Genomic DNA, 18,844 nt, shown 5'->3' with positions numbered 1-18,844 from the left:
CGCTGATATTTCTGACACCTCAAAGGAACAGGTATGAATAAATTTCCCCCGCTCAGCGCCAGGGTCAACGCGCTGCTGCACGGCGCTGACTACAACCCGGAACAGTGGGCTCACCAGCCGGGTATCATTGATGATGATGTAGCGATGATGAAGCAGGCACGCTGTAACGTGATGTCCGTCGGCATTTTCAGCTGGGCGAAGCTGGAGCCGGAGGAGGGACGCTACGATTTCGCCTGGCTGGACAACGTGCTGGACAAGCTGCACCAGCAGGACATCTCGGTGTTCCTCGCCACGCCCAGCGGCGCGCGTCCGGCCTGGATGTCGCAGAAATACCCGCAGGTGCTGCGTGTTGGACGCGATCGCGTGCCCGCGCTGCATGGCGGCCGACATAATCACTGTATGACCTCGCCGGTTTACCGCCAGAAAGTGCGGGCGATGAATGAACAGCTGGCCGCGCGTTATGCGCACCATCCGGCGGTGATAGGCTGGCACATTTCCAATGAGTACGGCGGCGAATGCCATTGCGATCGCTGCCAGGAAGCTTTTCGCGGCTGGCTGCAGCACCGTTACGAAACGCTGGAAAATCTTAATCACGCCTGGTGGAGCGATTTCTGGAGCCACACCTACAGCGACTGGTCGCAGGTTGTCTCGCCGGCTCCGCAGGGCGAAGTCTCGATCCATGGCCTGAACCTCGACTGGCGGCGGTTTATGACCGATCAGGTCACCGACTTCTGTCGTGAAGAGATCAAACCGCTGAAGGCGGCGAACCCGGCGCTACCGGCAACCACCAACTTTATGGAGTACTTTTACGATTACGACTACTGGAAGCTGGCGCAGGCGCTTGATTTCATCTCATGGGACAGCTATCCCATGTGGCACAACGACAAGGATGAAACCGCGCTCGCCTGCTATACCGCGATGTATCACGACCTGATGCGTACTCTGAAGCAGGGCAAACCCTTTGTGCTGATGGAGTCGACGCCGAGCGCCACCAACTGGCAGCCAACCAGCAAGCTTAAAAAGCCGGGTATGCATATCCTTTCCTCGCTCCAGGCGGTGGCGCATGGCGCGGACTCGGTGCAGTACTTTCAGTGGCGCAAAAGCCGCGGTTCGGTTGAAAAATTCCATGGCGCAGTGATCGACCACGTCGGCCATCTCGATACCCGCACCGGGCGTGAAGTCAGCGAGCTGGGCCGGATGCTGGCGGCGATGACGCCGGTAGTCGGCAGCCGGACTGAAGCCAAAGTGGCGATCGTCTTTGACTGGGAAAGCCGTTGGGCAATGGACAATGCCCAGGGGCCGCGCAATCTGGGCCTGCATTATGAGCGCACCGTCAACGAACACTATCGCGCGTTCTGGGAGCAGGGCGTGGCGGTGGATGTGATTAACGGCGACAGCGATTTCAGCGGCTATGCGCTGGTGATAGCGCCCATGCTCTATATGGTGCGCGACGGCTTTGCCGGGCGTGTGCAGCAGCATCTGGAGCAGGGCGGCCACTTTGTTGCCAGCTACTGGAGCGGCATCGTCAATGAAAGCGATCTCTGCTATCCCGGCGGATTTCCAGGCCCGCTGCGGCCGCTGCTGGGTATCTGGGCGGAAGAGATCGATAGCCTGACGGATGAAGAGTTCAACGGCGTGCGCGGCGTGCGCGGCAACGAGCTTGGCCTGAGCGGGCCTTATCAGGCACGCGAGCTTTGCGAGCATATCCATCTGGAAGGCGCTACGGCGCTGGCCAGCTATGAGAGCGACTTCTACGCCGGTACGCCTGCTGTCACCGTTAACCGCGTTGGCCAGGGCAAAGCCTGGTATATCGCATCGCGTAACGATCTGGCGTTCCATCGTGACTTCTACGGCGCGCTGATTAAACAGCTGGCGCTGCCGCGCGCGCTGGCGATCGATCTGCCGCCAGGCGTCACGGCCCAGCGGCGCACCGATGGCGAACGTGCCTTTATCTTTCTGCAGAATTTTAGCGGCCAAACGCATCATCTACAGCTACCGGCGGGGCTTGAGGATTTAATTGACGGCACGCCGCTGGCCGGGCCGCTGACGCTGGTGCCGTGGGGCTGCCGCGTTTTGTGCGCGCCGCTGGCTTGATGGAGCGGTAAGCGTTGTCAGTAAGACGGCGGGCAGCAGCCCGCCTTTTTTTTCTCTGAAGGAGAGCAGCATGGTGAGTCTGAAATCGTTTAAACACTACTTCAGTCGACAGGCATTGCCGACTGAGGCCGCCCCGGCCGACAGCGCTTTGCTGGATCGGCTGATGAACTGCTTTGGCGGGCGCGACAATATCCGGCAGGTAGACGCCTGTTTAACGCGGCTACGCGTAACGGTGAAATCACTGGCGGTGGTAGATTCTGCGGGGTTGCAGGAGGCGGGAGCGATTGGCGTGGTTATTCTTGGGCATGAAGTTCATGCGATTTTCGGTACGCAGTCCGATCGTCTGCGTCAGCTGCTGGAGGCGCGCTTCTTTCAGCCGGGATAAAAAAAAAGGATAACCGGCGACGGTTATCCAAAATAAGCCTCTGTATAAGAGGCTAATAATAATGACAATGAGGATAGTGCGCGTTTACCACCAGGCTTCGACCTGCACGCCGAAGTTCCAGGTATCGTTACTGGTGTTGTCCTGGAAGCTGTGGCCGTTTTCAGAGTCATTCAGGTAAGAGGCAAACACGCGCAGTTCAGGGCGCGACATAAACTCCGAACCGGCGGCCAGCGCTAAAGCCAGGGTGTATTTCTGTCCGGCCTGTTTGTAGTCGCCACCGACTTTATTCTCATCTTTCTGCCAGAAACTGCCCACTTCACCGATGCCGCGCACATACTGCGTAAACTGGTACTGACCACGGCCCACCAGCGACAGCAGCGTACTTTTATTGGTCAGGGCGGTAACGTCATCGGCCGATCCCCAGGTGAAGACCTGATTCAGCGAAAACTTATCGGTGATCGGCAGCAGGCCGGTGTTGATCACGCGGTAGCCTTTGGCATTGCTGGTGTCGTTCCACATGTCATACCAGCCGCCGCCCTGGGAGATCATGTTTTGCGCCAGCCCTTTATCCGCATATTGCAGCACCAGTTTCTGATAGCCGCCCCAGAGATCCTGACTGATTTCGCCTGTTACCATCACGCCGTTTTCAGCGTCGTACAGGCCGCCATACTCTTCCTGTTTTTTGGTGGTGTTAGGAATGGCGTAATCAATACCAAACTCGGTCCACGCGCCGCTCCAGGGTTTCCAGCCGGCATAACGAAGATCGAGGTAGTTAATATTTACGTCGTTGTCGTCATCCACGCGGTAGTCCACGTCATTGGCATCGCCACGGATCCAGGCGAAGGAGATGGCGCCGGGGCCGAGCGTATAGTTTTCAATACCGGCGCCGGAACCGGAAATATTCCAGTATTTGGTATCGATGATATGTAAATCGTGGCGCTGGTAATAGCGTTTACCGCCCCAGATCACCGCATTTTTGTCGCCAGGCATCAGCCCCTTGATCTGCAGATTAAGCTGACGCAGGCCAAACTGCGCATCGTCGCCGAAAGTGGTTTCGTTGTCGTTGGAGCCGTCGGAAAACATGCTGACCATGGTGTCGACGTAGAAGCTGACGTCATCCTGTTTATAGACTTCGCTGCCCAGCTCAACCTCGCCATAGGTATCCGCTTCGTTGCCCAGACGGCCAATCTTGTTTTTCTGCCACTCTTCCATGCCGCCATCCTGAGACACGCCTACGCCACCGCGCAGGTAGCCATGGAAATCAATGTTGTCGATCGCCGCATAAAGTGTAGGGGAGGTCAGGACTGCAGCGAGCGCCACAGCAGCAGTGCGAAGCCTTGTATTCATGTTACCCTCAGTTTAATTGTAATACGTTCACATACGGCGGCAGTAAACGCCTTTCCCCCAGATGGTGACAATTCAAATCGCAATAATATGTGACATACTGCAAATAAAAGGGCGCATTTTGTAACGATTGGTGAAACAGATCACTTAATCCTGTATGTGAAGGTATAACTTTTTTGTTGTTTTATTGCAGTGTGATAACGGTAACCTGACCTGAAGTTACGTTATGATACTATTCCGCCACTGGTTAACAGGGATGCGAGTTATGAAATCAAAAAATGCCACCTTAGAGGACGTTGCCCGCCATGCTGGCGTGTCGTATCAGACGGTTTCGCGGGTTTTGAATAAGTCGGCAAACGTCTCGGAAGCAACGCGGCGCAAGGTGGAGGCCGCCATTGAAACTCTGCGCTACGTGCCTAACAGACTGGCGCAGCAGCTGGTCGGTAAGCAAAGCACGACGCTGGGACTGGTGACCACCTCGCTGGCGCTGCACGCGCCTTCACAGGTGGCCGCGGCGGTAAAACGCTACGCCAATGCCGCTGACTATCAGGTGCTGATCGCCATGATTGATGAGAACGTCAATCAAAGTTTGCAGGATTGTATCAATGAGCTGAAGTCGCAGCGGGTGGATAAGGTCATTATCAACGTGCCGCTGGAGAGCGAAGATGCCGAGCGGATCGTGCTGGAGAACGAAGATATCCTGTGCCTGTTTCTGGATGTCGATCCCTACACGTCGGTGTTTAACGTTTCGTTTAACCCGGCGGACGGCACCCGCGCCAGCATCAAATATCTTTATGAGCAGGGGCACCGTGATTTTGCGTTGCTGGCCGGGCCTGAACAGTCGGTTTCCGCCAGGCTGCGTCTGAAAAGCTGGCTGGAGACGCTGGCCAGCTATGGCCTGGAGCCGGTCAGCATCCGCCACGGTAACTGGGACGCGCAGAGCGGCTATAACGGCATCCTGCAGCTGCTGCGTGAAGCGCCTGACTTCAGCGCGCTGCTGGTAGGCAACGATCAGATGGCGCTCGGCGTGTTAAGCGCGCTTCATCAGCGCGGCGTGGCGGTACCCGGACAGATTTCCGTTATTGGCTACGATGACACTTATGAAAGCGCGTTTTTCCATCCGGCTCTGACCACGGTTTCGTTGGATCTTGACCTACAGGGAAAAGAAGCGGTAGCGCGTATTCTGTTGGCCAGCGATCTAGATCGGCAACGCTCGTCATCAATCCTGCCGGCGAAGCTGGTGGTGCGCAGCTCTACCGGTGCGGCCAATCAAAAGCAGCAAAATTTAAAGCAGCTTGCCGAACAGCTGCGCCTGATTGCCAGCCAGCTGGAGTAGGTAACCGGCGAGTGGATCCTGCCAGAACGCGCTGCTGAAAGTAGGCCTGGTGTAATTCGGGCCTTAGCGAAGCTGGCTGATGGATAAGCGCAAAGCCCTTTTCGCGCGCTTTTTAATGGCGGGGCGAATGAGCGAAACCGCCGGATTTTACTGTCGCTGGATTTAACAGGTCACTCAAGGCTGTCGTCATGGTAGAGAATGCAATCATACCCGGCGCATATCAAAACAGGGCGTTCATGTCGGGGAAAGGCGCAATATCAGTGAGGCGGCGGCAAGGCATTGCCGCTTTTCTCCGTCTGGATAGACTCCTGAGTATTTGCTACTTCCGCTTTGCTGGTGCAAGCCGGGCAGGGCGAATGATTTTATTGCTGCCTCTACGCGAGAGAGGCAGACCTAATCAGATGTAACTTTTATAATGTCGCCATTAAGGTCTAAGCGATAATTATCGCCATCATACACAGTGAACATTAAACCCATATTTCTACTTTTATCTACAGAAAAGATAGCGTCCTTTTCGATGCAGTTTATTTTTGTTTTTATATCATTAAAACAGAGTCTGTCATATTTTCCTTCTTCCTTATACCCTTTCCCAAACAACCAGAAGGTGACATAAAAATAGCCATTTGAATCAGGTTTTGGAATGGCATATTTATCTTTTAACATATTCTGGTTTTTTAACCACCATTTAATTTTCCCTTTATCAGTCGGTGGAAAACTAGTGACCAGCACATCACTGAAACCACTACTTCTGTGATGAATAGCGACAATCTCTACTGGACGCAGAGACAACCAAAACCAGTAGACAAGCAGCACCAAGCCAGCCAGAAAGAGCGAAGCTATAGTTCTCCTATTTTTCACTCTCATTTGTGAGCTCCCTTAATTTCTATGATGGCTTCCATGTTGGTCATAAAGGGCTTGAAGCCAAACTGATTGTATCGCTGGAGCACGAACCAGATACGGAAAAAATGGAACTGGCTGAATTTTTTCTTCAGTATATCGTCACTGTCGAGGCCAAAGTGATCCTGAACTTTGTAATGCACCACTGCGCGAAAGTGATCGTTATAGATATGCAGTGATTTTATGGTGATACGCGTTGCCCAGGTATCATGAACAGTGATACCCATGCCATTAAAATCATCCTGGAAACGGTCAAATTTAGGGAGTTTCCCGCCGAGGATTATTTCTTTTAATTTATCCTTTTCTTTTGCTGGGTAATGTTTTTTATGCCAATCAATATTTTTTTTAATAACTTCATGCAGTCTTAGGTGAGTGCTATTTTTTGATTTGTCATTAAGAATATGCTCCTTTAAAGCTGTGTCCAGTGACATATCATGAAAAGGCGTACCGTTGCCGTTTTGCATATGGATGATCATCTTTTCGATCAGGTGGCTGTACGGCCCATAAATGGAAAAATTACGGGATAACGAGCGGAACTCATCAAACAGCATCATGGCAGCACTGCTGCCGACTAATTTTCTCTCCGGCTCCGCGCCGATTGCAACAGAACATGGATTGAGGCCGATCCATTGAGGAACGCCGGGTCAGCATGTAAGGATCAACACGGTCAGAGATATAGTCCAGCCGGTAATGGGATTTCAGTTGTGCTTCAGTCAGATCGCCACAGCGCATATCCTCAGCGCTATAGTCATCCATCCTATTTTGAGTTTTGAATATAGTACAGGGAAACTGTAGAGCCGCCATCATGATACATTCCTTGTGTCATTGTCCGGTGTAGAGTTAACAGAGGATAATACGCGGTGACTGGCAGTGATGTAAATCTTCAATTATTACTGCCTGTAATCTTTTACAGCTCTCGTGCTGAGGACGTACCGTTCAGGTCTGATTTATCAAAACGCCATTTGGCAATTTTCTAATTTTTTGGTTCTTCGGCTCTTTATTTTGGATCTTCTGCTCTTTATGTTTTTAAATGGTTTTTTTGAATTCAACTTTGAGTGGTATATCAATGCCGTTTCGTCTACGGTTTTTCAACCGGTCGATAGTTAGTATCCAGGCATAGACCATTACACGGGTTGTCTTTCGCTATAGCAGGTTAAAGCTATCAAAGTTAGTGACGCGATTCCTTAATATGAAAGAGTAATTGTTAAACTAATTCTTTGAAGACTCTAAGAAAAAATCTTAGGGAAAAGTATTCATCCTGTTCACTTTTTAATTTTCGTGATTTATTATCAGTAAGTTAAATGGTAATTAATTAGGCGGAAATTCTTTGCCATTCTTCATCCGAAGGTGAACACCATTCGCCGCTAGAGATAATGGCCAGCGGGCAATGCACACTGTCTTGCCCTGCTGCTTCTGCTGGTGCGAATAGTCGACTGGAGGATTTTCCGGGAAGCACTTTCCTCGATGAAAATCAGTTGGGTACAGACGCAGAAAATAATTACATCAATGAAATTTATACCGAAATAGTGATTTCCGGCGACAATTTCTATCCGGCCCTGAACAGGAGAAGCACAATGCATAAGGTCTCGAATCTACTGGTTTTTATCGGCCTTGTTAGCTTTGCAATAGCTTTGGCCGTGAACCTCTATGGCAGCTATGCCGTCAGTCATGTCAACAGCGCGCCGCTGTTCTCTACTAACTGGTGGGCGCGCTGGTTCCCGATTTATGCCTCGGGCATTGCGCTACTTTTTATTGGTCTGGTATTGCGTCTGACCGGTCGCGCGCGTTAAGCAATAATGAGCGCATCTTAGCTGGACGTCTTGCTGAGTGCCGCATGCCAGCAGGCGCCTGGCGCACGAATTGAGGCGGACTGGCGACAGGCGAGAGGAGGCCAGTTTAGCCTGGCGCATCACCAGCGTTGCTGCCTGCTGCGAACATGGCAATATAGTGCATTTTCCCCTTGTTCTGGCGTAGCCGGGTTTACCTGGCGGTTAACGATATCTGCCAGCCGGATACAGGCGACGTGGCCGGATTGATGAATGAATTATCAGCAGTGATGGACTTTGCGTTTGCCGCAGAGTCAGCGGAAGGCGAGGCGGCCTAGCTGAAACTGAACGACGTGCAGATTAGCTGGCTAGCCGTTACCGATAGCTATCGTTTGGTTCATCAGCAGCAAATTACTGATTTTGATCACGCCGGCAAGCTGGCTCAGGCTATCTCCGGGGTATTGTTAAACTGGAAGCGCTGTCGTTTTCACTATTGGTCGCCCGCTACTGAGGCTGCCGGAAGCGCTTAGGGCGTGGACTACGGTAGAGAGAATGGCTGAGCGGGTTTAAGTGGGGCGATTACAGAGGTAATTGCTGATGTATAGCGGTTAATGCGGAAAGGTCTGGGCACACCGCCGCTGAAGGATACAAAAAAGCCCGCAGGGCTTATGCCATACGGGCTCTCAGATCTTTGTCGGATGATTCTGGGCTGGCGGAATCTGAATTTTTTCGGCAATGTTATTTATATGATTTTATAAATTCAATTTTGATGAGTATAGCTGAGCGTATGCCAAGAGCGTTTCGTCTCGCAGCTTTGTCGCCTGTTCTGGTGATAAAGAAAAGCGCCCAGAGACTGCACTAACGGCTACCGTCAGCCCTGGCCGGAGCAGGATTAGCGGAGATATCAATGTATTTCCGCAATCTCGTCGGACGACTTACACCGCGAGGATCGGAAAAGGGCAGTTTTAACGTGGGTGAAGGCGATACTTTTACTGTCCATGTGGTATCACCGATAAAGCGGAAGCTTGCGGAGCGGGGCGAAACCTTTAAATCTTTAAAGCGACCTGAAGTATAAGCGCCTCCAATAGTCAGTTCTTCTACTACGCCTTGAGAAAGATCCAACAGTAGGATCGTCAGCATTTCTTCAAAGATGACGTCATCCGTCACGAATAAAAGATAGCGACGCGCATCGACTTTTATCGCAGCCTCAAGCACTTGGCCGGGAATAATAATTCCTGTTGAGTTGTCTTCAAGCAGCACTTCAGACCGGGCCTGGGTGGTATCTGTTGCCTGATTCACTTCCGATAACGATAGTGTCGTAATTTCTTCCATCTCTATTTCCACCAGTTGCCCATTTCCCATGCCGCTAAAGCACCGCCCACAAATCCGCCTAATAGCACGCATACGGGTGCGTCAGGCCCACACATTAAACCAGCAATAGCACCGCCGGGCCGAATGCTGTCAGGCATCATGGGATGCTAATGGTCTCTGGCCTCCATAAACGACAGATAGGCATGATACAGGTATCGTCTCGGATTCATCGGCCGGATATTGGCATTGCCGATAAAAAGGCCAGTTGGCGTTCTGAGCAGCGTCAGGTAGCCGCAGAAGTCGACCAGCGGGTCGGCGCTGCGCTTGATTTCCAGCGCTTCCTCAGGCGACTGCTGCGCCTGCAACAGCTCGCGGGCATCATCAGGTCGGGTGAAGCGCTGCATCAGGTGGCGCACGATAACCGCCAGCTCACGGGCAATCTTTTCCAGCTGTTTTGGATCACGTTCGTTCGCCGGTATCACGTCCGGGAAGGGCAGGATGACCCGGCAACGCGACACGCCGCCGCTGCGGTCGCTGAAGCGCATCGGGTTGTTGTTCACCGCCAGTATTACCGCCGGGATGTGAGTTGAATAGGCGTCGCGGTATTTCGGGTCAATCGCCACGGCATCGCCGCCGGTAATCGCCTTGATGCCCGCGCCGTCACCGCTCCATTTTTCCTGATCCGGCAGGATAATCAGCGAGTAGCCAACCATGCTTGCATGTTCTCTCGAAGATTCCAGCGTGTAGATGGTCGCCGCCGTGGTATTGTCCTCTCTGGCCAGCAATTGCGGCCATCTCGCTTGTATCGGTGCGCGACTAATCCAGGACACAAAAAAGCCCGCAAAACTTTCGCTTTGCGGGCTTTCAGGACTTCATCGAATGGTTCTGGTAGCCATCGACCAAGAATTTGGTGGAGCTGGCGGGAGTTGAACCCGCGTCCGAAATTACTACACCGTCGGCACTACATGCTTAGTCCAGTCTTTACATTCGCCGGTTAGCTGCGAACGGACACGCTACTAACAAACTAGCCTGATTGGATTTAACGCTTCAACCCCAGGCAGGGCATCCACGCGATCTCTTTTGGGTTTGACCTCTCTTGATCCCCGTCCTAAGAGCGGAGGCTAGGGAGAGAGGGCTCTTAGCAGGTTATTAAGCTGCTAGGGCGTAGTTTTCGTCGTTTGCGACTATTTTTTTGCGGCTTTTAACGAGGCAAACCGCCCCTCGGCATGCTCCTAGGGCTTCGCAAATCCCGTCGAATCCAGAATCAGCCCCAAGTACTGTTTAGCAGTATAACAGAAAAACCTCACGCAATGCCAGTACCTTAGCGATTTGCGTGCTTCATTATACGTGCTTTGTCTGTCTTCCACTCACGCTCTTTGATGTCGTCACGCTTGTCGTGCTCTTTCTTACCTCTCGCCACGCCGATTTTCAGCTTGGCCCAGGCGTTTTTCCAGTACAGCGACAGCGGCACGATGGTGTAACCGTCGCGATTGGCTTTGCCAAACAGCGTATCCAGCTCTCGCTCCTTCAACAGAAGCTTACGGGTGCGCGTAGGATCGCAAACCACGTGAGAGGATGCGCCGGTCAGCGCCTGAAAAGTTGCGCCGAACAGGAACGCCTCACCATCGCGCAGCATAATGTAGCTTTCGCTGATGTTGGCCTTACCTGCACGGAGAGATTTGACCTCCCATCCCTGGAGCGACAGACCCGCTTCGAACTCTTCCTCAATGAAGTATTCGTGGCGCGCCCGCTTGTTCATGGCAATGGTGGCAGAACCGGGTTTATGTGCTTTTTTCTTTGTCATAGTGCAACTTAGTGTACATGAAGCGGTGAATGATGGCATCCCCTGTAACAACAAGCGCGGGGAAAAGCGCTATTTTAGCAGAACGCTGGCGGCTGAGAATTTTTGTTTACAGGCCGTCGATGTTATTATTGTAAAGTTTAAGATTAACAGGAAACGTTATGTCCCAGATTAGTCGTTCTGCGCTGGTGCCCTACAGTGCTGAGCAAATGTTCCGGTTGGTAAACGATGTGGATGCCTATCCGGAGTTTCTACCAGGGTGTACCGGCAGTCGCGTGCTGGATTTCAGTGAGCAGCAGATGACGGCGTCGGTAGATGTTTCCAAAGCCGGGATCAGCAAAACCTTCGTCACGCGCAACACGCTGAACAACAACAAGAGCATCCAGATGCAGCTGGTTGACGGGCCTTTCCGCAAATTGACCGGCGGCTGGCAGTTTACCGAACTGAGCGAAGATGCCTGTAAAGTTGAACTGAATCTGGAGTTTGAATTCACCAACATGCTGGTCGAGATGGCGTTTGGCCGCATCTTTAAAGAGCTGGCCAGCAGCATGGTGCAGGCTTTCACCAAGCGCGCAAAAGAGGTTTACAGTGCCTGATATCGCGGTAGAAGTGGTCTATGCGCTTCCTGAAAAACAGTATCTTTATACGGTTAACGTGGAAGAGGGCGCCACTGTCGAAAAGGCGATTAAAGCTTCCGGACTGCTGGAGCTGCGCAACGATATCGATCTTGCCAGCAACAAAGTGGGCATTTTCAGCCGTCCGGTTAAGCTGAGCGATGAAGTGCACAGCGGCGACAGGATTGAAATCTATCGTCCGCTGCTGGCCGATCCCAAAGAGCTGCGCCGCCAGCGCGCAGAGCGAGCCGCAAAAAAATAAGGCGCTCTTCAGCGCCTTATCTGTTTTTCTTCCCGTCGCCTTCCCAATCTACACGACCGCAGTCGGGCCGACAGGTTGGTCAGCCTCTGCCTTAGCGCTTATTGGACGACAGCTGAGGCTTGTTATCGATATTGGTCAATACGCCGTTGCTGTCAAAGGTCAGCGTCAGCGTCTGCTGGGTCACAGGTTGATGGCCCGGCTCCTGACGGAAAACGTAATACCAGACGTTGCTGCCGAAAGGATCGTGCATCATCGGCGTGCCCAGGGTGTAAGCCACCTGCTGTTGGGTCATGCCGGTATGGATTTTAGAGACGTCATTCGCAACCAGGTAGTTGCCCTGGTTGATGTCCGGCCGGTAAACCACTCGCTCCAGAGTGGAACATCCAGCGGTCGTCATCAGCAGAACCACCGCCGCAGCAGTCAGCGTTTTACAGCGCATAAGTATCTTTATTCCTTTTCGGGCCAACACCTTGGGCATCAGGCTATTTTATATTCTGTATCGGTTTATCGCTTCGATCACAGCGTCAGAAGCCGATGATAATAAACCTTTCCGCAGTTGGAAACCTCTACGAAGCAAGGTTATGACCGCCGGATGCCAAAAAAGTGCCGTTTCAGGCCGCCAAAAGCTCTTTTGCGTTAGCTAAGGTGTTGCGCGTTACCTCGCTGCCGCCCAGCAGACGCGCCAGCTCCTGCAGACGCGCGCGCTTGTCCAGCGGCTGCATATGCGTTTCGGTCATCTCGCCGTCCGTTTCCTTGCTGACAAAGAAATGGTGATTACCACAGCCCGCCACCTGCGGAAGGTGGGTTACGCACATGACCTGAGTGGATTCGCCCAGCTGGCGCAGCATTTTACCGACGACCGCAGCGGTTGGGCCGCTGATACCCACATCCACCTCATCGAAAATCAAGGCTGGAGTATCCATCTTACGCGCGGTAATCACCTGAATCGCCAGCGCGATACGCGACAGCTCGCCGCCGGAGGCGACTTTAGACAGCGGCTGCAGCGGCTGCCCTGGGTTCGTGGTCACGCGGAACTCGATACGATCTGCGCCTTCTACGGTCAGATGGTCCGGGTTGAACTGGACTTCAATAGCCAGGCGGCCGTGCGGCATTGACAGCGCGTGCATACTTTCGCCAATCAGCTGGCTCAGCTCCTGCGCATAGTGCAAACGGCGCTCATGCAGACGCTCGGCGCATTCCACGGCGGTTTTGTGATGCTTTGCCACGGCCAGTGCCAGCTCTTCCTGATTGCTTTCCTGCTGATCGAGCTGGGCCTGCTCTTCCAGCAGCTGCTGATGATAGCCAGCCAGCTCGTCCGCAGAGATGCGATGCTTGCGCGACAGCGAGATATAGCGCGACAGACGCTGCTCCAGCTCGTAAAGACGGTTAGGGTCGAGATCTAAACGTTCGCAGTAATGACGCAGTTCGTCACTGGCCTCGCTGATCTGAATGGCCGCCTCGTCCAGCATGACGCAAACGCCGTTGAGTTTATCATCCATCGCCACCAGTTCGCTCAACAGCTGCTGCGCGGTATAAAGCTGGTTCTGCAACGTAGTATGTTCACCGTCGGCCAGCAGCATTAACGCCTGCTGGCTGGTGGACAGCAGCTGACCGCTGTTCGCCAGACGCTTGTACTCTTCGTCGATGGCTTCATATTCGCCTGCAACCGGCGCAAACTCGTTCAGCTCTTTGAGCTGATACTGCAACAGCTCGCGACGGGCTTCACGCTCCTGCGACAGCTGCTGATGCTGCGCCAGCACGCGACAGCTCTGGTTCCACTGGCGATAGCTCTGCGCCACTTCCTGCATCAGGCCGTTCTCGCCCGCGTAGCCATCCAGCAGCGTTTTCTGATGTTCTGGCTTCAGCAGCAGCTGATGGGCGTGTTGACCGTGGATCTGAATCAGCAGCTGGCCCAGATCGCGCAGCTGGGAAAGCGGAACGGAGGTGCCGTTGATAAAGCCGCGAGAGCGGCCGTCGCTGCTGATTACGCGGCGCAGCAGGCATTCGCTGCCTTCGTCCAGCTGGTTCTCCACCAGCCAGGCGAGGGCAGAAGGGGTATCTTTCAGGGAGAAGCGGGCACAGAGGTCGGCGCGATTTGCGCCCTGACGCACCATATCGGCTTCAGCGCGACCGCCCAGGCAGAGGCCGAGCGCATCGATAGCAATAGATTTACCCGCGCCGGTTTCGCCGGTGATTGCGGTCATGCCACGCTGAAAATCGATTTCAAGTTCACGAACAATCGCAAAATTACTGATGGTCAGTTGTGCCAGCATAGAAAGCGTTCCTGTATGAAAACACAGATATGGTTTTTCATACAGTATATACTGGTTCTATAACCAGTAAAGTAGCTGGCAACGGATTTTAAAACAATTTTTTCGACCAGCCAAGTTTTGAGCTTAACGTATTGAAATAGTTGTAATTTTGCGGATGAATAAGATTCAGGTGATCGTCATTACGGCGGATCAGTACGTCTTCGCCTTCCTGGATAGGCAGCGCGATCTGACTGTCGCAGCTGACTTCCAGGTCGCTGCGCATATGGGAAAAGCGCAGCCGAATCGTACTGTTGCTGTTGATTACCAGCGGCCTGGCCGAAAGCGTATGCGGGAACATAGGCACAATAGCAATCGCATCCAGCGAGGGCGTCAGGATAGGGCCGCCAGCGGAAAGCGAATAGGCGGTCGACCCGGTCGGCGTAGAGATAATCAGGCCGTCGGAACGCTGCGAAAAAGCGAAGGTCTCATCGATATACACTTCAAACTCAATCATATGCGCGACCTTGCCGGGGTGCAGCACCACTTCGTTAATTGCCGTACCGACGCGCGGCTCGCGGCCCTGGCGGCAAACCCGCGCCTCCAGCAAAAAGCGGCTTTCCGTAATGTACTTGCCTTCCAGCACGTCGGCCAGCTGCTGCTGCGCGTTATCCGGATCGAGGTCGGTCAGGAAACCCAGGTTGCCGCGATTGATGCCGATGACCTTGATATCGTAGCGAGCCAGCACCCGCGCCGCGCCCAGCATATTGCCATCGCCGCCTACCACCACCGCCAGATCGGCCTTTTGCCCGATTTCTGACAGCGAGCCGGTTTCGACGTCGGCCAGATTCAGCTCGCGGGCTATCTGCTCTTCGATGATCACCTGATAGCCCTTCGCCGTAAGCCAGCGACAGAGCATTTCGTGAGTGGTCAGCGCGGTAGGATGGCGCGGATGGCCCACAATACCGATGCAGTTAAAATGGTTGTTCATGATGCTGGTGTTCCTCATGAGGTAAACTACCTCAGACAATGTAACGGGTTCCCTTGAAACCGCAATTCTGATCCCCATAATAAGCGAACCAGCGAGATGAATGTGCACAAACGCGGAGAAATTCATGAGTAGTAAAGAACAGAACACACCAAACGAGCAAGTCTCAGACGATATCGAGATGGAACAGGCAACCCAGGACGCGGAGACAGCAGAAGGCGTGGATCCGCGTGATGAGCGCATTGCCGAGCTGGAAGCCCAGCTGGCACAGGCGCAGGGTGGCGTTCGTGAAGCGCAGCTGCGTGCTCAGGCCGAAATCGAAAATATTCGTCGCCGCACCGAACTGGATGTGGAAAAAGCGCATAAATTTGCGCTGGAAAAATTCGCCAACGAGCTGCTGCCGGTTATCGACAGCCTGGAGCGCGCGCTGGAACTGGCCGACAAAGAGAACAGCGAGCTGACCGCGATGATCGAGGGTATCGATCTGACGCTGAAATCCCTGCTTGGCGCCGTGCGTAAGTTCGGCGTGGAAGTGGTTGGCGACGTCAACGTGCCGTTTAACCCGGAAATCCATCAGGCGATGTCGATGATTGAATCCGAAGACGTGGCGCCGAATCACGTGCTGATGGTCATGCAGCGCGGCTACACGCTGAACGGTCGCCTGCTGCGCCCGGCAATGGTTGCGGTAGCGAAAGCCAAAGGCTGATAGCTATAACGAAAAAAAGCACCTTCGGGTGCTTTTTTTGTGTCCGCAGCCGCAGCCAGAGAAGCTAGTCTGGCAGAACCGGCCTCCAGTCTATCGGCTGCTCACCGTGCTGTTCCAGCCATTCATTGGTTTTGGAAAAGTGTCCGCAGCCAAAGAAGCCGCGATGGGCCGAAAGCGGAGAAGGGTGGGGCGCCTGTAAAACATGATGGCGCTGGCGATCGATAATGCTGCCTTTTTTCTGCGCGTGCGATCCCCATAGCAAAAACACCACGTTCTCGCGATGCTCGTTAATGACGGCAATCACGCGGTCGGTAAAGGTTTCCCAGCCGAAACGGGCATGTGAATGCGCCTGTCCCGCCTCCACGGTTAAGACCGTATTCAACAGCAGCACGCCCTGACGCGCCCAGCTTTCCAGAAAACCATGATTGGGACGCTGGAAGCCCGGAATATCGGTGACCAGCTCCTTATACATATTCACCAGCGACGGCGGCACGGCCACGCCGGGCAGCACCGAGAAGGCAAGGCCATGCGCCTGATTAGGGCCGTGATACGGATCCTGACCGAGGATCACCACTTTGACATCGCCCAGCTCCGTCAGGCGAAAAGCATTGAACACGTCCTTTTGCGGCGGATAAACGGTTTTTCCGGCCGCACGTTCTTTAGCCACCATCGATAACGTCTCGATGAAGTAAGGTTTCTCTTTTTCCTCTGCCAGCACATCGTGCCAGGTCAGCGTATTGACCATGTCCGCCTCCTTTAGGGTAATCAGGGTGTAGCTTAGCGCGGATCGCTACCGACACAAACTTAAAATAAAGTTTAAAAATACAAAAAAACCAGGAAAGAGCGGTGCGGTAAAGTTGAGATAAATCATAAAGTTGACGATATGTGCACAGTAAAGGACGCTCACTTTTTGATTTCGGTCAAAGCTGCCTGGTTTCCAGGCTGTTATATAGGTCGGATACAGATCAATTTTCTCTGCTGATATTTCATCAGCCACCAACCGCCTGGGAGGCAACAATGATTTCCGGAATCCAAATCACCAAAGCAACTAATCCAGCGCTAGTTAACTCTTTCTGGCTACTCGATAATGAAAAAGAAGAGGCTCGCTGCATCTGCGCCAAGGACAGCTATAAAGAAGATCAAATTGTACCGGTAAGCGATTTCGGCCAGTTTGAATACCGCGACGTACCGCTGGATATCCAGCCGCAGGTACGCGTAGAGGGTGGTCAGCACCTGAACGTTAACGTGCTGCGCCGTGAAACGCTGGAAGATGCCGTCAAACATCCGGAAAAATATCCGCAGCTGACGATCCGCGTGTCAGGCTACGCCGTGCGTTTCAACGCGTTAACGCCTGAACAGCAGCGCGATGTGATTGCTCGTACCTTTACTGCAAGCCTGTAAGAGAAAGACGGCTGCCTGAGGATAATAAGGCGGGCGCTGAAAATAACATCAGGGAAATATTATCTTAGTTTATTGAAATATAAGATGTAATTTAAAAACAAGGAAAGGGCCGCGCAGCTGCATGGCAGAAATCAGTATTTCAGGCAGAAAATCAGGTTAAACAGTAATAAATAAAATAAAAGATGTAAAAAAACCGCCCTGACGAGGGCGGTTTTTTGTTGGGCAGCGTATTTATTCAGCGCTGTCGGTTTTTGGCGCAGAGCTCGGCTTGCGACGCTTGCCAACGTTTTTGGCATCGCGATGGCGTTTCTTCACGCGCGGCTTCTCTTCGCTATCTTTCTTCTCTTTCTGCTCTTTACGCTTCGCCAGCACTTTCTTCGACGGCTTGCCGTTCAGCTTTTCGCTTGGCGCGCGCGTGGTTGGACGCAGCTCATCGATGGTGCGGGCCTTCAGGGGCTCGTTGACGTAGCGGCTGATTTTACCCAGCAGTAAAAAGTCATGCGCTTCCACCAGCGAAATCGCAGTGCCTTTTTTGCCCGCGCGGCCGGTACGACCGATGCGGTGCAGATAGGTATCCGCCGTGCGCGGCAGATCGAAGTTAAAGACGTGACTGACATCGTCAATATCGATGCCGCGCGCCGCGACGTCGGTAGCCACCAGCACGTTGACACGGCCATCGACGACACGCTTAATCGCTTCGTTACGCTTGAACTGCTCCAGTTCACCTTCCAGATAGCTGGAGTTGATACCGGCGTCGCGCAGCCAGCCGCACAGCTCATGCACACGCTCGCGCTTGCGCACGAAGATCACCGAACGGGTGACTTCCGGCTGTTTCAGCAGGTGAAGCAGCAGGGCGGTTTTATGCTTAACGTCATCGGCGCGGTAATACCATTGCAGGATCTTCTTACGCTCGCGGCGGGCGGGATCGGCTTCAATCTCGACCGGCTCGTTAAGCAGGCGCTCGGAGAAATCTTTAATCGCTTCGCCTTCCAGCGTGGCGGAAAAAAGCAGCGTCTGTTTACGCCAGCGGGTTTCCGCCGCGATAGTTTCGATATCCTGCGCGAAGCCCATATCCAGCATACGGTCGGCTTCATCCAGGATCAGCGTCTCTACCGCGCGACAGTCAAAGTTCTCTTCTTTGATGTATTGCAGCAGACGACCGGTGGTAGCGACTACCACGTCCTGGTTTTCGCTGAACACTTCCGCATGGTTCATATAAGCCACGCCGCCGGTGATGGTCGCGATATCCAGATGCGTGTTTTTCGCCAGCTCGCGAGCCTGATCGGCCACCTGCATCGCCAGTTCGCGAGTCGGTGTCAGGATCAGAATACGCGGCGGGCCGGATTTTTTGCGCGGGAAGTCCAGCAGATGCTGGAGCGCAGGCAGCAGGTAAGCCGCGGTTTTGCCTGTACCTGTTGGTGCCGAACCCAGAACGTCGCGACCCTCCAGTGCAGGCGGGATCGCAGCGGCCTGGATTGCCGTGGGGCGCGTGAAGCCCTTTTCCTGCAGGGCGTCCAGCAGGCTTTCATCAAGTTCGAGTTCGGAAAAAGTGGTTACAGTCATGGTCTACCTCAGTTTGGGGCGCTGATTATAGACAGATTGCGCGCGATCTTCATCTCTTTGTGTGGAATGAATGACTTTTCCTTGCATCTTAATTGTCCTATGCTAGCGCCGTTTCCCTTTCAGGTCG

General features: G+C 53.4%; 17 protein-coding genes, 1 other RNA gene and 2 pseudogenes. 8 read left to right on the top strand and 12 right to left on the bottom strand.

All coding sequences use genetic code 11. The features are described from left to right. The first annotated feature begins 33 nt into the window (after positions 1 to 33). Complete coding sequence (locus ACMGEE_RS16355) at positions 34 to 2,094, top strand: beta-galactosidase (RefSeq protein WP_369896946.1); 2,061 nt, start codon at positions 34 to 36, stop codon at positions 2,092 to 2,094. 70 nt (positions 2,095 to 2,164) lie between these two features. Then, positions 2,165 to 2,479, top strand: a complete 315-nt coding sequence (locus ACMGEE_RS16350) for a PTS sugar transporter subunit IIB (protein WP_253459130.1) — start codon at positions 2,165 to 2,167, stop codon at positions 2,477 to 2,479. Between the two features lie 84 nt (positions 2,480 to 2,563). On the opposite strand, the gene ACMGEE_RS16345 is transcribed toward ACMGEE_RS16350, so the two are convergent. Then, on the bottom strand, positions 2,564 to 3,826 hold the full coding sequence (locus tag ACMGEE_RS16345) for a maltoporin (RefSeq protein WP_253459132.1): 1,263 nt from the start codon (positions 3,824 to 3,826) through the stop codon (positions 2,564 to 2,566). A gap of 262 nt (positions 3,827 to 4,088) precedes the next feature. Here ACMGEE_RS16345 and ACMGEE_RS16340 point away from each other — a divergent pair, with 262 nt between their 5' ends. Further along, a complete protein-coding gene (locus ACMGEE_RS16340; RefSeq protein ID WP_369896944.1) occupies positions 4,089 to 5,159 on the top strand; it encodes a LacI family DNA-binding transcriptional regulator in 1,071 nt (356 codons plus the stop codon). A gap of 393 nt (positions 5,160 to 5,552) precedes the next feature. On the opposite strand, the gene ACMGEE_RS16335 is transcribed toward ACMGEE_RS16340, so the two are convergent. Both ACMGEE_RS16335 and ACMGEE_RS16330 read right to left on the bottom strand, forming a co-directional pair. Then, positions 5,553 to 6,023, bottom strand: a complete 471-nt coding sequence (locus ACMGEE_RS16335; protein WP_301730857.1) for a DUF943 family protein — start codon at positions 6,021 to 6,023, stop codon at positions 5,553 to 5,555. Next, a pseudogene (locus ACMGEE_RS16330) lies at positions 6,007 to 6,860 on the bottom strand (YPO3983 family protein). The gene ACMGEE_RS16335 and the pseudogene ACMGEE_RS16330 overlap by 17 nt, the downstream one beginning before the upstream one ends. Positions 6,861 to 7,429: 569 nt before the next feature. Here ACMGEE_RS16330 and ACMGEE_RS16325 point away from each other — a divergent pair. Next, the gene (locus tag ACMGEE_RS16325; protein ID WP_436830350.1) at positions 7,430 to 7,846 is read left to right on the top strand and encodes a hypothetical protein; all 417 of its coding nucleotides are present in this window, start codon (positions 7,430 to 7,432) and stop codon (positions 7,844 to 7,846) included. An 834-nt stretch (positions 7,847 to 8,680) separates the two neighbouring features. Here the strand turns inward: ACMGEE_RS16325 and ACMGEE_RS16320 are convergent. From ACMGEE_RS16320 to smpB, 4 genes and pseudogenes are all read right to left on the bottom strand, one after another. Then, positions 8,681 to 9,154, bottom strand: a complete 474-nt coding sequence (locus tag ACMGEE_RS16320; protein WP_253459148.1) for a hypothetical protein — start codon at positions 9,152 to 9,154, stop codon at positions 8,681 to 8,683. A gap of 149 nt (positions 9,155 to 9,303) precedes the next feature. Continuing rightward, positions 9,304 to 9,924, bottom strand: a pseudogene (locus tag ACMGEE_RS16315) (primase-like DNA-binding domain-containing protein); the annotation flags it as partial. Between the two features lie 117 nt (positions 9,925 to 10,041). Next, positions 10,042 to 10,405, bottom strand: a transfer-messenger RNA (tmRNA) gene (ssrA, locus tag ACMGEE_RS16310). Positions 10,406 to 10,454: 49 nt separating this feature from the next. After that, positions 10,455 to 10,937: an SsrA-binding protein SmpB gene (gene smpB / locus ACMGEE_RS16305; RefSeq protein WP_125289457.1), complete on the bottom strand. Its 483-nt coding sequence runs from the start codon at positions 10,935 to 10,937 to the stop codon at positions 10,455 to 10,457. Positions 10,938 to 11,095: 158 nt separating this feature from the next. Between smpB and ACMGEE_RS16300 the strand changes: the two genes are divergently transcribed. Next, positions 11,096 to 11,530, top strand: a complete 435-nt coding sequence (locus ACMGEE_RS16300; RefSeq protein ID WP_436830349.1) for a type II toxin-antitoxin system RatA family toxin — start codon at positions 11,096 to 11,098, stop codon at positions 11,528 to 11,530. Continuing rightward, entirely contained in the window at positions 11,523 to 11,810 is a 288-nt protein-coding gene (locus ACMGEE_RS16295) for an RnfH family protein (RefSeq protein ID WP_436830348.1), read from the top strand. Before ACMGEE_RS16300 ends, ACMGEE_RS16295 begins: the two co-directional genes overlap by 8 nt. Positions 11,811 to 11,901: 91 nt before the next feature. Here the strand turns inward: ACMGEE_RS16295 and bamE are convergent, their stop codons facing one another. From bamE to nadK, 3 genes are all read right to left on the bottom strand, one after another. Next, complete coding sequence (bamE, locus tag ACMGEE_RS16290; RefSeq protein WP_253459150.1) at positions 11,902 to 12,249, bottom strand: outer membrane protein assembly factor BamE; 348 nt, start codon at positions 12,247 to 12,249, stop codon at positions 11,902 to 11,904. Between the two features lie 172 nt (positions 12,250 to 12,421). Then, the gene (recN, locus tag ACMGEE_RS16285; RefSeq protein WP_436830347.1) at positions 12,422 to 14,083 is read right to left on the bottom strand and encodes a DNA repair protein RecN; all 1,662 of its coding nucleotides are present in this window, start codon (positions 14,081 to 14,083) and stop codon (positions 12,422 to 12,424) included. Positions 14,084 to 14,171: 88 nt separating this feature from the next. Continuing rightward, positions 14,172 to 15,050, bottom strand: coding sequence for an NAD(+) kinase (gene nadK, locus ACMGEE_RS16280; RefSeq protein ID WP_125289462.1), 879 nt, complete (start codon positions 15,048 to 15,050; stop codon positions 14,172 to 14,174). A 124-nt stretch (positions 15,051 to 15,174) separates the two neighbouring features. Between nadK and grpE the strand changes: the two genes are divergently transcribed. Then, the gene (grpE, locus tag ACMGEE_RS16275; protein ID WP_125289463.1) at positions 15,175 to 15,753 is read left to right on the top strand and encodes a nucleotide exchange factor GrpE; all 579 of its coding nucleotides are present in this window, start codon (positions 15,175 to 15,177) and stop codon (positions 15,751 to 15,753) included. A 64-nt stretch (positions 15,754 to 15,817) separates the two neighbouring features. Here grpE and ung read toward each other — a convergent pair whose 3' ends face one another. Then, a complete protein-coding gene (ung, locus tag ACMGEE_RS16270; protein ID WP_436830346.1) occupies positions 15,818 to 16,498 on the bottom strand; it encodes a uracil-DNA glycosylase in 681 nt (226 codons plus the stop codon). 272 nt (positions 16,499 to 16,770) lie between these two features. On the opposite strand from ung, the gene grcA reads away from it, so the two are divergent. After that, on the top strand, positions 16,771 to 17,154 hold the full coding sequence (gene grcA / locus ACMGEE_RS16265; protein ID WP_253459159.1) for an autonomous glycyl radical cofactor GrcA: 384 nt from the start codon (positions 16,771 to 16,773) through the stop codon (positions 17,152 to 17,154). A 231-nt stretch (positions 17,155 to 17,385) separates the two neighbouring features. Here the strand turns inward: grcA and srmB are convergent, their stop codons facing one another. After that, a complete protein-coding gene (gene srmB / locus ACMGEE_RS16260) occupies positions 17,386 to 18,717 on the bottom strand; it encodes an ATP-dependent RNA helicase SrmB (RefSeq protein WP_253459161.1) in 1,332 nt (443 codons plus the stop codon). Positions 18,718 to 18,844 lie beyond the last annotated feature (127 nt).

Source organism: Erwinia artemisiae (genome assembly GCF_051400835.1).
In the GTDB taxonomy this organism is placed as follows: Bacteria; Pseudomonadota; Gammaproteobacteria; order Enterobacterales; family Enterobacteriaceae; genus Erwinia; species Erwinia aeris.
This window is presented reverse-complemented; position numbering and strand designations above follow the sequence as displayed.